Raw genomic sequence first — 13,440 nt, 5'->3', positions numbered from 1 at the left:
CCTGGTCAACGGAGTTTCGTCCGGCGAGTCGGCGTAGCGGTCACCGGATCCTCCGGCCAGGGGTGCTTCGGATAGCGGCCGCGCAGCTCGGAGCGCACCTGCGGGTAGCCCTGCCGCCAGAAACTCGCCAGATCGCCGGTGACGGCCACGGGGCGTCCGGCGGGGGAGAGCAGTGCAGCAGCACCGGCACGCGGCCGTCGGCGATCCGGGGCGTCTCGGTCCAGCCGAAGGCCTCCTGCACCTTGACCGGCAGGACCGGGCCCTCGGCCGTGTAGTCGACGCGGATCTTCGAGCCGGAGGGCACCTCGAGCCGGTCCGGGGCCAGCTCGTCCAGGCGGGCGGCCGCCGGCCAGGGCAGCATCGTCTGGAGCACGTGCTGGGCGCTGATGTTGGCGAGATCCGCCCGTTTCCGCGCGGCGCTCAGGTCGAGGTTTCGGATGATGGCGTCATCCGAAACCTCCGGCCAGGGATCGCCCAGGTGGGCGTGCAGGAACTCCATGCGCTGGCGCTGCCGGGTCGCGTCCTGCGTCCACCGCAGGAGACCGACGCCTTCCCTGTGCAGGCCGGCCGTCAGCGCCTCACGTAGCTGGTCGGGATCGGGCCTGGCGATCGGACGTTCGACGAGGACGATCGAGCCGAGCCGTCGGACGTGGCGGGCGACGATGTCGCCAGTGGCCCAGATCACCTCGTCCGCCTCGGACAACAGCGCCGGCGCGGCCCGTTCGGCCAACTCCTGGTCCGCTCGGGCCGCCAACCGGACCTTGCCGTGCGCGCGGCCAGGTTCACGGTCCGCGACGGCGACCGCGAGCCACTCGCTGTCGTTCGGGCCGTCCGTCTCGACGGCGGTGCCGCCGGCCATCAGGTAGCTGCGGGAGCCCGGTTCCCTGCGCTTGGCCAGTCGTTCGGGGTGGGCCAGGGCGACGACGAGCGCAGGGTCGTCCCGCGTCGCGTCGGGGCCGGTGACGAGCTTCGTGAGCCGCTGGACCTCGCGTTGCCAGCTGTGCGGCCGGTCCTGGCGGAGCTGTCGGAGCGCCGTGTCGACATCGCTGGACCTGGCGACGGAGTCGTCGTCCAGCAGCGCGACCACCTCGGCGGCGGGCCGTGCGCCGAGCTCCTGCGCGCCGTCGAGGAGGGCGCGGCCGAGGCGCGGGTGCAGGCCCAGCTCGGCGATGCGGCGGCCGCGATCGGTGACGCCGTTGGCATCGAGGGCGCCCAGGGCCTTCAGCGTGCTCTGGCCGGCGGCCAGGGCGCCCGCCGGCGGCTGGTCCCACCAGGCGAGGCCGCTGCCGTCCGGGGTGCCCCAGCAGGCCAGCTCCAGCGCCAGGCGGGTCAGCTCCGCCGTGCGGATCTCCGGCTCCGGATAGCGGGGCAGCGTCGCCTGCTCGTGCTCCGGCCAACACCGGTACACCCGGCCCGGCGCCTCGCGGCCCGCGCGGCCGGCCCGCTGATCGGCCACCGCCGCCGACACGCGCGTGGTGACCAGGCCGGAGAGGCCGCGCCGGTGGTCGGCCCGGGGCGAGCGCGCCAGGCCGGCGTCGACCACCGCCCGGACGCCCGGCACCGTCAGGCTGGACTCCGCGACTGCCGTCGCGAGCACGATCCTTTGGTGGGGCCCGGGTTTCAACGCCTCGTCCTGGGCCTTGGCGCTGAGCCTTCCGTGCAGCGGCAGCACGTTCAGGCCCTTGAGTCGCTCGGTGACCCGTCGGATCTCGCCGACGCCGGGGAGGAAGACCAGCAGATCACCGTCTGTTTCGGACAGTGCTTTGTGGACTGTTCTGGCAACGTGCTGCTCCAGGCGTTCGCCTCTAGCCGGCGGGACATACGTTGTCTCCACGGGGAAAATGCGCGCCTTGGCCTCGATGACCGGGGTGTCGTCGCCGAGCAGCTGTGCGAGTCGTTGCGCGGCAACAGTCGCCGAGGTGGCGAGGATCTTGAGGTCCGGTCGCAAGCCGGCGCGGGCGTCGAGCAGCAGTGCCAGCAGCAGATCGGCGTCCAGGTGGCGTTCGTGGCACTCGTCCAACAGGACCGTGTCGACATTGGCGAGCTCCGGATCGTGCTGGAGGCGCCGCAGCAGCAGGCCCGAGGTGACGACCTCGACCCGGGTCTGCTTCGAGGTGCGGCGGTCGCCGCGGACCGCGTAGCCGACCGTGCCGCCCACCGGCTCGCCCAGCAGCTCCGACATCCGCGCCGCCGCGGCCCGCGCCGCCAGCCGGCGCGGCTCCGCCACCACTACCCGCCCTCGTAGCGCCAGCGGCACCAAAGTCGTCTTTCCGGTGCCGGGAGGGGCCACCAGGACCGCCGTGCCGTGACGGTCGAGGGCGTCGGTCAGCTCATCGAGTACCGCGCGTACCGGCAGATCGGGGAGTCGCACCCCGCTAGCCTGCCGCAGCCACCCCGATCAGCAGACCCACCAGGTAGGTCGCGCCGGCCGCGACCGCGCCGAACAGCAACTGGCGCAGGCCGTTCGACCACCACGGGCGGGTCGTGAAGCGGGACACCACCGCGCCCGCCGCGAACAGGCCCACGCCGCCCACGCCCAGGCCGGCCAGCAGCGACTCCCAGCCGAACAGGAACGGCAGCAGCGGGAACAGCGCGCCCACCGAGAAACACAGGAAGGAGGAGATCGCCGCCACCACCGGCGACGGCTGGTCGTCCGGATTGACGCCCAGTTCCTGCTCGATGTGCACGCGGACCGCCAATTCCTCGTCCGCGTGGATTTCCTCCGCCACCTGGCGCGCGGTCGATTCCGCGAGGCCCATCTCGGTGAACATCTGCACCAGCTCGGCCTTTTCGGCCGCCGGGTTCTCGCGCAGTTCCCGGCGCTCCGTGGCCACCTCGGCCCGCACCGAGTCGTTCTGCGTCTGCACCGAGGCGTACTCGCCGAGGGCCATCGAGAACGCGCCGGCGACCAGGCCCGCCATGCCCGTGAGCACGATGACGTGCGCGCTCGCGCCGCCGCCGCCGACCCCCGCGACCAGTGAGATGTTGGTCACCAGGCCGTCCATCGCGCCGAACACCGCCGGCCGCAGCCAGCCGCCCGACAGGTCGTTGTGGGTGTGGCCGACCTCGCTCTGCGCAGTTTCGTCAACCTGGGTCACGTTCGGAGGGTAATAGATTCACCATGGACTGAGGAAAGCCTTGCGAAGTGTTGCCTAGCCTTAGAGGCGTGCCGAACATCGACCCAGAACTGAACCAGTTCCTCGAGGCTTTCCCGGTCGCCCGGGTCTCCGATCCCGGCGTCGACGTGGTCGCGGTCCGCGACGACCTGAACCGGCGGTGGCAGCGGATGCGGCCGGTGATCCAGGTCGGCGACGTGATCGACATGACAACACCGGTGCCCGTGCGGGTCTACAAACCCGTGGCCGGGGCCGTCGACCTGCCGGTCGTGGTGTTCATGCACGGCGGCGGCTGGTGCACCGGCGGGCTGGCCACCCACGACGACCTGTGCCGGCGGATCTGCCGCTCCGTGCAGGCCGTCGTCGTCGCCGTCGACTACCGGTTGGCGCCCGAGCACCCCTTTCCCGCCGCCGTCGAGGACTCCTTCGCCGTGCTGCGGTGGGTCGGCTCGCACGCCGCCGAGATCGGCGGGGATCCGTCGCGCATCGCCGTCGCCGGGGACAGCGCCGGCGGCAACCTCGCCGCCGTGCTCACGCAGCTGGCTCGGGACTCTGGTGGGCCGGCGCTGCGGTTCCAGCTGCTGCTCTATCCCGCCCTCGGTGGTGAGTTCCCCTCGCAACGTGAGCAGGCTGACGCGCCCGTGCTCGGCGCCGCCGATCTCGCCACCTACCTGCGGTACTACGCCGGTGACGTCTCTGGCCGCCCCTCGACGCTCTACCCCGCGCTCGCCCCGGATCTCACCGGCTTACCGCCCGCGTTCATCGCCACCGTGTGGCGCGATCCCCTCCGTGACGAGGCCGAGGACTACGGCCGCCGCCTCGAGTCCGCCGAAGTCGTCCGGTTCGACCACCTCGTGCATTCCTTCGCCGGTTATGCCCCCTTGGTCCCGGCGGCGTCGGAGGCGCTCGAGCAGTGCCTCTCGGCGTTGCGAAAAGGCCTTCTCAGCTGACGCTAAGAGTCCGTCGGTAGCATTTCGCCAGGACTCGGCCGCCGAGTTGGCCGGCCCCGCGACGAGGAGGACGGTTCAGTGGGCGCGGCCCAGAACAAGAAGCGGACACACACCAGGGCCGACGCGCCCAAGACGCCCAGCACTCAGCAGAAGCGGACCCAGAGCAAGGCCAACGCCGCCAAGACGCTCGCCGCCGCCCGCGGCGCCAGCAACGACCGGCGCAACATCGCCATCGGCGTCGCCGTCGTGATCGTGGTGGCGGTCGCCGTGATCGTCGCCGTGATCGTGACCAGCGGCAACACCAATCAGGCCAAGCCGCCCGTCAACACCAGCAATGCCGACGCCATCGCCGTGACCAAGGCCCCCAGCGAGTACTCCGCCACCGTGCTCGACGACGGCACCGTGGTCGCCGGTCCCGACACCGCCAAGGTCAAGCTGGACGTCTACGAGGACTTCCTCTGCCCGTACTGCGACCAGTTGGAGCAGGCCACCGGGGCGCAGACCGCCAAGGCCATGGCCGACGGCAAGCTCCAGATCAAGTACCACCTGGTCAACCTGCTCGACTCCCACAGCGTGCCGCCCGGGTTCTCCACCCAGGCCGCCAATGCTGCGATCGCCGCCGCCAAGCAGGGCAAGTTCGCCGACTTCCACGCCAGCCTCTATGCCCAGCAGCCCGAGGAGGGCGGGCCCGGCTACACCAATGCCCAGCTCCTCAGCCTCGGCAAGCGCCTCGGCATCACCTCGCCGCAGTTCACCAGCGACGTCAACAACAACGCGTACGGCAAGCTCGTGCAGCAGCAGTACAACGCCGCGTTCAATCCGCCGCTGTCCCTCAAGGGGACGCCTACCGTGCGCAACGGGAACACCACCATCAACACCAATGCCGACCCCCAGTGGCTCGACAAGCTCCTCAACTGATCACCCCCGGCCCGCCGCGCCGCCCCGGCGCGGCGGGCCTGACCTGCGGCAACGCCCAACCCCACCCCCCGATTTCACTTCCCGCGGACCCATCGTGTAGTGTTTGCCCTACGAGATGAGGGACCTACCAACCCGGGTTTCGACTCTCGTTTCGGGGCTGTGGCGCAGCTGGTAGCGCATCACACTGGCAGTGTGAGGGTCAGGGGTTCGAGTCCCCTCAGCTCCACGCGTGATCAAATCCTTGGGGCCCAACGGAATTTCCGTTGGGCCCCAAGGATTTTATTGTATTTGGCTGCTAATGGTTGTTGATCGCTGGCGATCGTCTCGGAACCGATTCAGGTTGCTGGGGTGGAGGATTTCTGGAGGATCGATCTTGCTGCCGGATCGTGGTGGTGATCGATAGTGGGCGTGTTAGCGCGCCTCGCTGAGCACTCTTTGGACCCTGGCTCAGCGCTTTTTGAGTGCTGGAGCGAACATTGCACATGTCGCGGTGATCCCGCCTGGTTTCCCACCACTTCGGCGCGGTGGGGGTCAGACAGAGCGACGGTGCTTGCTGCTCGTGGCAGTGGCGGGGTGGTGTGCTCGGTGAGGCTCCTGGCCTTGTGCCAGCGGCGTTCTAGGCCACGTAGGAGGCGTCGTTCGACTTCTGGGGCGACGTGGCTGTAGGTCTCGACGATCCGATTGTCGAGTCGGTGGCCCAGGCGTCGGGCTTGGGCGATCTCGGGGATGCCATCGGCAATCATCCACGTCTTGTGGCTGTGTCGTAGTCCGTGGAAAGTCATGCCGGGTTGCACGGGATAAGTGAGTACCGGCGCATTGGGTTTGTGGAGATTTCCGTCGATTGCGGGCCGTAAGATGCGTCGGGCGAAGTCGCTGCGTCGGAGTTGGAATCCTCGTTGGCTGGTGAAGATGAATTCGGAGTCGGTGGATTCCAGGTGTTCTCGGAGCAGGGTGATGAGGAATGGCGGCAGGGTGATGGTGCGGGCTGATGCTGGTGTCTTGGTTGGTCCGAGCCACATGGTGTGTGCGGACTCGTGTAGGCAGCCGGTGTTGGCGTCGATGACGATGCAGCCGTCGTCGAGGTGGGTGTTGGCGCGGCGGAGGCCGGTCATCTCGCCCCAGCGTGCTCCGGTCCAGCCGGCGGTGATGACTAGTAGCCAGTCGCTGTGGGTGCCGAGCAGGGCTGCTTGGTCGGCGATCCGCACGACTTGCTCGGGGGTGGCCCATATCCGCTCGATGGGCATGGGTTCGGTGTCGCGGCGGCGTCCGCGTCGGGCTCGGCGGCGAACGGCCAGTGCAGGGTTGTTGGCGATGAGGTGTTCGTCGACGGCGTCGTCGAGCATCATCGAGAACACGGTGAGAATGCCGGCCACGGTGGAGGCGGCGTAACGCTGCCGCAGCTGCTTGATCCAGAGGGTGAGTGGTCGGGCGGAGATGTCGCCGAGGTTGGTGGTGTCCCAGCGGGGCAGGATGTGATTGTGGATCCGGCCGAGGTAGTTCTCCTTGGTGCGGGTCTCCACGTCGAGGGTCTCGGTCCACAATGCCGCCCAGTCGGTGACCGTGGTCTTGCCTGCGTTGGGGTCCAGCCAGGTGCCGCGTCGTTGGTCGGCTTCGATCTGGTTGGCGTAGTCGGTGGCGGCTTTCCTGGTGTCGAATCCGGAGAGGGATCCGATCTTGCCGTCGTCGGTGGCGTAGCGCACGCGCCAGGAGTGCGGGCCGATCTTCTCGGTCCAGGCCATGATGTCCTCCCATGGATGGGTGTCGGATGTGGACAGACCTGGTATGCGCTGTCGTTGGCGTGTCCGCAACTCGATCACCGCTGCGAAAACGGCCAGCGTGCCTGATTTGTTGCGCACCTTGGCTTTGGGGGCTGGCGGGTGCTGTCGATGGTGGGGATGGGACACGCGGTGGTTGAAGTCGCCGCGTGGAGGCTGGCAGGTGTGGTGTCATCGGTGCCTCGTCAACACTGGCCTGGCCCGCTAACAACTCTGAGAGCGGGCTGTAGGAAAAGCTGACTTGCGCCACTAGTTAGGCAGTCCAGTGATCACGGTTGCGTGGGTCAACGAGGTTTGGGGCTGAGTACTGGGGACGGAGCGGAAAGCAGAGCGCCTCCCGAACTGCTGTCCGGGAGGCGCTCAGGGTTGTCTGTTCAGTTGATTCGCTTGTACAGGGCTGAGACCTGGGTTGGGGTGAGGGCATAGTCCCATGCCTGGGTAGTGCTCAGGGTACCTGGGAAGTAGTTTGTTGCAGCGCTGCTTGCCTGGCCTCGTCCGATAGCCAAGGCTCCGGTCGTGGCGACAGGACTGCTGTTGGTCGGTTGGGTCGATTGCAGTGTTCCGTTGACGTACAGCGACATCGTGTGTGTCGATGCGTTGTAGACGCCGACCAGGTGGGTCCAGGCACCGGCTGTCGGCGCGGCGTCGGATATCGCGTGGAGTAGTGATGCGTTCGCGACGTCGGCTGTGGGCATGGTGAAGGACCAGCGGTTGTAGGTGGTGTCGTATTGGAGTTCGAAGCCAGACTGTTGACTGCCGTCCTGGCTGATGATGTCGGCGGTGTGGCCGGTGGTCGAGAGTTTGGCCCAGGCGGAAATGCTGAAGCTGCCGTTGGTGTTGAGAACCTGGCTGGGGGTGGAGGCGTTGCCTGTGGCGCCATCCAGGTTGAGGACCTCACCGAACGTGCCGTCAGCCGCCCAAGCGGCGGCGCCGGCGAGTGTCGCCTGGTTCTTTCCCGCCTTGTTATTGTGGATCAGGCTGAGATTGGTGGTGGTGTTGGCGCTGTCGGCGGCGATGGTGGGGTCGCTGGTGGCGGTGCCGTCGTTGAGCAGCCACTTGTCTCGTGCCCCGAGGTAGGCCGAGGTGAGCGAGCCGAAGCCGGCGTCGGTGAGGTTGACGTGGTCGCCGCCATCGGCGTTCGGGTCGAGCTTGGTTTCCCCGTTGGCGTCGGGCACACCGACCGCGGTGTCGGCGTTGACTGAGATGTAGGCCGGTGTCGACCACGTCCCGGAGGTACTGATTCCGTCCGCGAGGTACGTGTTCACTTTTGCCCGTTCCTGGTCAACGGCGGCGGTGCAGGTGTCGTTGGGGTTCGCGCCGTCGCCGGCGTAGCCATCGCAGGGTGTCAGACCCATGGACACCACGTTGATGTTGTTGTTCAGGAGGTAAGAGATGAGTGGGTTGAGCCCGTTGTCCTCGAGGTCTGCCGCCGTGTGGCCGAACAGGATGTCCTCGAGACCCTGGTTGAGCACCACGGTGTTGATGCCGGGTTGGTCGAGGATGTCGCGGTCGATGCGGGACAGGACGGCTGGTCCGCTGCCGTTGGCCTCGGGGTAGTCGGTCATGATTTGGTTGGACTCGATGCCGGCATCGAGGGTGCCGTAGGCGGCCTGCGCGGTGGACTCGACCGCGGTGAGCTGACCGGCCAGGTTGGTCGATGCCGAAGGTGCGTGGCCGGTTTGGGCCTGGTCGATGTAGCCGTCGCCAAGCACGAGCTGTGTAGGTGTGCCGGAGGTGACCACGTCCACGCCGGTGACGACGTTGGTGGACCGGCCGCCTGGGCCGTTCTGGGTGAACGGTGTCCCCGAGACGTCGTCGGCCGCGTCCTTGGTGTTGTTGGGGGTCACCCACTGGTAGCCGCTGTCGTTGGTGTCGGTGTGGGTGACGATGTACGGCACGGCGTTGCTGACACTGAGGGACACCAGCAGGTAGTGGCCGGCCGCGACGGTCAGGTTGACCGGGTCGGAGTAGGCCATTCCCCCTTCGGGGATCGTCAGGCTCGCGGCGCCGCCAAAGCTCAGGTCCGTTGTCTTTCCAGCGGGGACGGGTGATGGCGAGCCGGTGCCCGAGTCCAGCGCGACGGTGGCGTGGACGATCTGGAGTGGCGTGATGCCTAGGGCGTTGTCGAACTTGATACGGACGGTGTTGCCCGACAGCGAGGGCTTCACGGCGTCACGGAAGGTGACCTGGTTGAAGGTGGAGCCGTAGTTGAACACGCCCTCGGTCGGGGCGGACCAGGCGCCGGTCCAGGTCTGGCCGGTCTTGTCGTTGTAAGTGGTGGTGTTGCGTGTGGACATGCCGAAAATGTGCAGTGCCTGCACGCTATTGGCGGTGGTGCTGACGTCAGGCAGCGTTACCGAAGTGACGTGCTTGCCCGCCGTGAGAGGTACTGAGAACGGGAAGATCTTGGGCTGCTGGGTGTCTTGGTGGCCGTCGAGGTAGTCGCGGTGGGGAAGCGTCACCGCGGCGAGCGATGCCGGTCCGTACACCCAATCGGGCACAGTGAGGAAGTAGGGTTGCGTGGTGCCGTCGTCGTAGTTGATGGTTCCGGTCGGGGCGCACCAGGCGGCGGGGTTGGTGGAGTCGAAGCAGTAGCTGCTGGCGATCGGCGTGCCCGCGGGGACGAACGGAGTTGTGTCGTTCTGGTTGACATCGCCGGGTGTCGAGGATCGGTTCGCGTATGTCGCTGTGGCGAGGAATTCCAGCGCGCTGGTGCCGATCGGTGAGACCGTGGCGTCGAAGCCGATGGTTTGGTTGGCGGCCAGGACGTTGTCGGGTGCGCCGGTGCCGAACTGCGGCAGGGTGAAGGTGGCGCCGTTGACGGTGAGTTTGCCGCCGGGGTTCCAGCCGGCGGCCTTGAGGTCGTCGGAGGAGAATGAGGCGTAGCCGTCGGCGGCGCTGGTGGGCTGTGCGCCGCTGTCGGGCATGGTGGCGGTGTTGTTGAAGCAGGCGGCCAGGGACAGGCACTGCGTGTTCGGGTTCTTGCCGGCCAGGAATGAGTAGCTCTGGTAGCCGGAGATGTTGCCGGCAGGGTCGGTGGCGTAGCCGTAGAGGGTGTGTGGGCCGGGGTATTTCGGGGCGATCGCCTGGGTGGCCGCGCTGTGGATCTCGGCGATCTCGGACGCGCTCAGTGCGGTCTGGTATGCCTGCACGTCGGAGATGGCGCCGTGGAGGAAGGCCGTCCCGCCGTCGTTGAAGACGGTAGAGCCGATCAGGAACGGCCCGGGGGACGGGATGACTGTGGTCACCTTCTTCTGCCCGGCAAGCGTGCCGTTGACGTACAGGCTGATTTGGTGGGCCTGCGCGTCGTACACGCCGGTGACGTGAGTCCAGGCTCCGACTTGGGCGCCGGAGTCAGGGGTGAACGCCCATTGGTAATGGTCGCCGGTGGCGTCCACTGTGGGCATGCCGAAGATCCACGCGTTCACATCGGGCGAGTAGCGGATCTGGAACGCCGATACGTGGGCGGCGTTCTGGCCTACGACGGCGTAGTAGCCGTTCGTGTCGTTGACCTTTGCCCAGGCCGACACGGTGAAGCTCTGCTGCGTGTCCAGCACGGGTCCGCCGGTCGCGCCGTACCCGTTTGGGTCGGCCAGCGTGATGGCCGGAGTGTTGTCGGTCGGGCTTGTCCAGCCCACACCGCCGCCGGTCAGCGTGATGGGGTGGTTGTTGCCGCTGGCATCGGCCAGGGTCGTGCCGGATCCTTCGGTCGTGCGCCACCGTGCGGCGGGGGCGATCGTGCTGCCGGCGTAAACCTTGCCGATGTCGGTGGGGCTTAGGGCGGCCTGGTAGGCCTGTACGTCGCTGACCGAGCCGGTGACGTTGCCGCCTAGGGTGGCGTTCCACTGGATTCGGCCGATGCTGAACGCGCCGTCGGCGGCGTAGGGCGTGTTGTCGGTCGCGGTGCCTTGGGCTTTGCCGTTGACGTAGAGGGTCATCTTGCCGGTGGCGTTGTCGTACACACCGGCAAGATGTGTCCACACGCCGGGCTGGGCCGTGCTGGTCGACTCGGCGCGGATGGCCGGGGCATTGAGGTCGTCACTGGACAGCCGGGAGAACGACCACTTCTTGTCCTCCGAGATGTACTCGAGGAAGAAGCCACTGGCGAAGACACTGTCCTGGCCGAGGATGCCGCCGGCGGCGGTGTTGGCGGCCATGTTCACCCAGACCGACACGGTGAAGCTGCCGTCGGTCTTGATCACCGGTGTGGTGGTGGCTGCATATCCGTTGGTGCCGTTGAGAGTTAGGACCTTGCCGCGGGTGGGGTCAGTGCTCCAGGTCGCGCCACCGGACAATGTGGCGGGCGTGTTCCCGGCCGAGTTAGCTGCCGATGTTCCGCTGCCGTCGGCGAGTTGCCACCGGCCGGCCGGGGCGATGTCGGTGCCGCCGTTGAAGGACATGGTGCTGCTATCGGGTGGGTTGCTGGTGGCGGGCGCTTGGTCGAGGCCGTCAACGAGTGTGGCCACATTGCCGCCGGTCGAGCCGACGGTGAATCTGCCCGGGGTGCCGGTGAGTGCGCCGACTTTGCCGCCGGTGGGGTAGCGGCCGTCGGTGGAGGTGATCGAGGGGGCGGAGGGGGCGGTCGGTTCGGCGATGAAGTGACAGACGGGTGACCAGTCGCTCCAGTCCTGTCCGTCGGTGACTTGCACCTGCCAGTCGACGACTTGTCCGTTGGTCAGTGAGGTGGTGAACGAGGCGGGGAGGTGCATTGTGGCGTTGGCGCCGGAGGCGAGGGTGTCGTCGCTGGTGCCGGTGTGGGTGGTGGAGGTGCCGTCGACCCAGTACTTGAAGGTAGCTTGGAGGTTGTCGTCGTCGGGGTCGGTGACGTTCGCTGACAGGACGGGGGTGTTGGTGACGATCGTTTTGCCCATGTAGGGGTAGGGCGTCGTGGTGGCGCAGCCGGCGTTGTCGGAGCCGGAGAACGCTGACAACTCGTTGTCGCCGGGTGTGTCGGGCGCGCGGTTGAACCAGATCTGCAGTGACGGGTTGTCGCTGAGTCGGGAGAAGCTGCTGGTGCTTCGGGTTCGTTCAGCGTCGTCCTCGGTGACTACGAAGGTGATCTGGCCGGCGTGTGCGGCCGCGGACTGCGCGATCGCACCCGTTACGTCGAATCCAATCGCGGCCGACGCGGGACCACCACACCAGCCGACGGCGGGGGCGGTCTGCTGGTCTAACGAGCCGCCATAGCTGGGTTGGGTGCTCCACGATGTGCCGGGTCCGATGGCACCGGCCCAGTGCAGGTTGTAAGTCGAAGTGCTGCAGCTGGCTGAATACACCTTCAGCGCGTTGACCGTTGCGCCGTGCTGGTTTCCGTCGTTGCCGATGTGCGCGTCCCAGATAATGGACGGTAGCTGCCACTGGTAGTAGGCGCGCATGGTGCCGAAGCAGGAGTTCCACCCGTTGACCCCGACGCCGAGGTGTCCGCTGTCGCCGTAGTCAGCGGAACTGTTGTTGTACAGCGATGTGTTGGTACACGGCGCGCCCTGCTTGACCTCATCGAACGCTGGGGTGGACAGGGCATGGTCGGCGTCGGGAGGGTTGTGCCAGTTGAAGGTCGGATCGATGTAGACCGGGAATACTGTGGACTTGTCGGCGAGCAGGTGCTTGTCCGGCACGAGCGTCAAGTCCGCCGTGCCCGGCCGGGCCTGGATCGGCGTCAGGTGCGCGGCGAGCCCGGCGTGTCCGGCGTCGGAGACATCGGGATGCACCTGGGTAGCCGTCGGTGTGTGCGGCGCATTCTTGCCCTGAGGCGCAGTCACCGTGGTAGACGAGTCCCACATGAACGGGGTGGACGCGTCGAGTGTGTTGCCGCCCGCCGAGCCGGTGATGTGGACACCGCCTAGAGGGCCTTCCTGGGCGTGACCATTCGCGACAGTTGCTGGAAGTGTGAGCGTGGCAAGTGCCGGATTGGCCGCGGCCTTGGCGGTTTTGACGACCAGCACCTCGGAGAAGCCGCCGGTGATCGTGGCGGAGGCGACGAGGTCCACATCAGGCAGCACGTTGGCGTAGGTGGCCGTGGAGCCGCTGATCGTCGGTGCGGGCAATGGCGTCGGCCAGGATACCGAGTAGGTGGTCTGCCCGGACTTCGTCGTCACCAAGGGACCGTTGCCGCCTGCGGACAACGTGACGGCTCCGTAGGCGGTAGCGGCAGGGGCGAGCCGTCCGTCCGGGCCGCGGTGGAGCGCGGTGTCGATGGGCACCCACGAGTTGTTCTGTTTCGTGCGCACTGGTTGGGGCGTCGTGGTGAGTTCGAAGCCGCCTTTGGGTCGCGCGACGATCTGCTGCGTCTCGGTGGTCAGCCTGTCGACTGCGACTGACTTGCCGCTGGAGTGGGCTTGCGTTGCGGCAGTAGCTAGGGCGGCGTTCTGGGCGGCCGTCGCGCCGTAGCCGTCCTTGATGGGACGCAGACCGGACGGTGGGGCCGGGGACTTCGGAATTGGGCCTGGTTGGCGGATCGATGCTGCTGCGGCGGCCACGGCAGTTGGCGGCGACACGATGCTGGCTGAGGTCAGGATGACAGCGGCCAAACAGACCGTTGTTCTCGCCTGAATCGCCTTACGGTGCGCAGGGCTATTCCCGTGCACGACGCCCCCCTTATTTGTTGTGTAGGCCGGATCAACAACGCGCTCGTGACACACGGCATCAAAATTTGAGGGGAATACCTAGAGTGATCACAAGGTG

Annotated in this window: 5 protein-coding genes, 1 tRNA gene and 1 pseudogene; 3 read left to right on the top strand and 4 right to left on the bottom strand. The window is 67.4% G+C overall.

The features are described 5' to 3' along the window. Positions 1–5: 5 nt before the first annotated feature. Positions 6–2,371 (bottom strand): annotated as a pseudogene (gene hrpB / locus BCF44_RS40750) (ATP-dependent helicase HrpB). 4 nt (positions 2,372–2,375) lie between these two features. Further along, positions 2,376–3,098: a VIT1/CCC1 transporter family protein gene (locus BCF44_RS40745; protein WP_246016092.1), complete on the bottom strand. Its 723-nt coding sequence runs from the start codon at positions 3,096–3,098 to the stop codon at positions 2,376–2,378. 68 nt (positions 3,099–3,166) lie between these two features. On the opposite strand from BCF44_RS40745, the gene BCF44_RS40740 reads away from it, so the two are divergent. From BCF44_RS40740 to BCF44_RS40730, 3 genes are all read left to right on the top strand, one after another. Beyond that, on the top strand, positions 3,167–4,066 hold the full coding sequence (locus BCF44_RS40740; protein ID WP_211353454.1) for an alpha/beta hydrolase: 900 nt from the start codon (positions 3,167–3,169) through the stop codon (positions 4,064–4,066). 78 nt (positions 4,067–4,144) lie between these two features. Beyond that, complete coding sequence (locus BCF44_RS40735; protein ID WP_170218023.1) at positions 4,145–4,984, top strand: DsbA family protein; 840 nt, start codon at positions 4,145–4,147, stop codon at positions 4,982–4,984. A 153-nt stretch (positions 4,985–5,137) separates the two neighbouring features. Next, positions 5,138–5,210 (top strand) — tRNA-Ala (locus tag BCF44_RS40730). A gap of 109 nt (positions 5,211–5,319) precedes the next feature. Here BCF44_RS40730 and BCF44_RS40725 read toward each other — a convergent pair. Both BCF44_RS40725 and BCF44_RS40720 read right to left on the bottom strand, forming a co-directional pair. After that, positions 5,320–6,723: a tyrosine-type recombinase/integrase gene (locus tag BCF44_RS40725; protein ID WP_116179843.1), complete on the bottom strand. Its 1,404-nt coding sequence runs from the start codon at positions 6,721–6,723 to the stop codon at positions 5,320–5,322. Positions 6,724–7,133: 410 nt separating this feature from the next. Continuing rightward, positions 7,134–13,286: a LamG-like jellyroll fold domain-containing protein gene (locus BCF44_RS40720; protein WP_147328826.1), complete on the bottom strand. Its 6,153-nt coding sequence runs from the start codon at positions 13,284–13,286 to the stop codon at positions 7,134–7,136. Between the last annotated feature and the right edge of the window lie 154 nt (positions 13,287–13,440).

Source organism: Kutzneria buriramensis (assembly GCF_003387475.1).
In the GTDB taxonomy this organism is placed as follows: Bacteria; Actinomycetota; Actinomycetes; order Mycobacteriales; family Pseudonocardiaceae; genus Kutzneria; species Kutzneria buriramensis.
The sequence above is the reverse complement of the archived record's forward strand: the minus strand, read 5'-3'. Positions and strand labels throughout refer to the sequence as shown.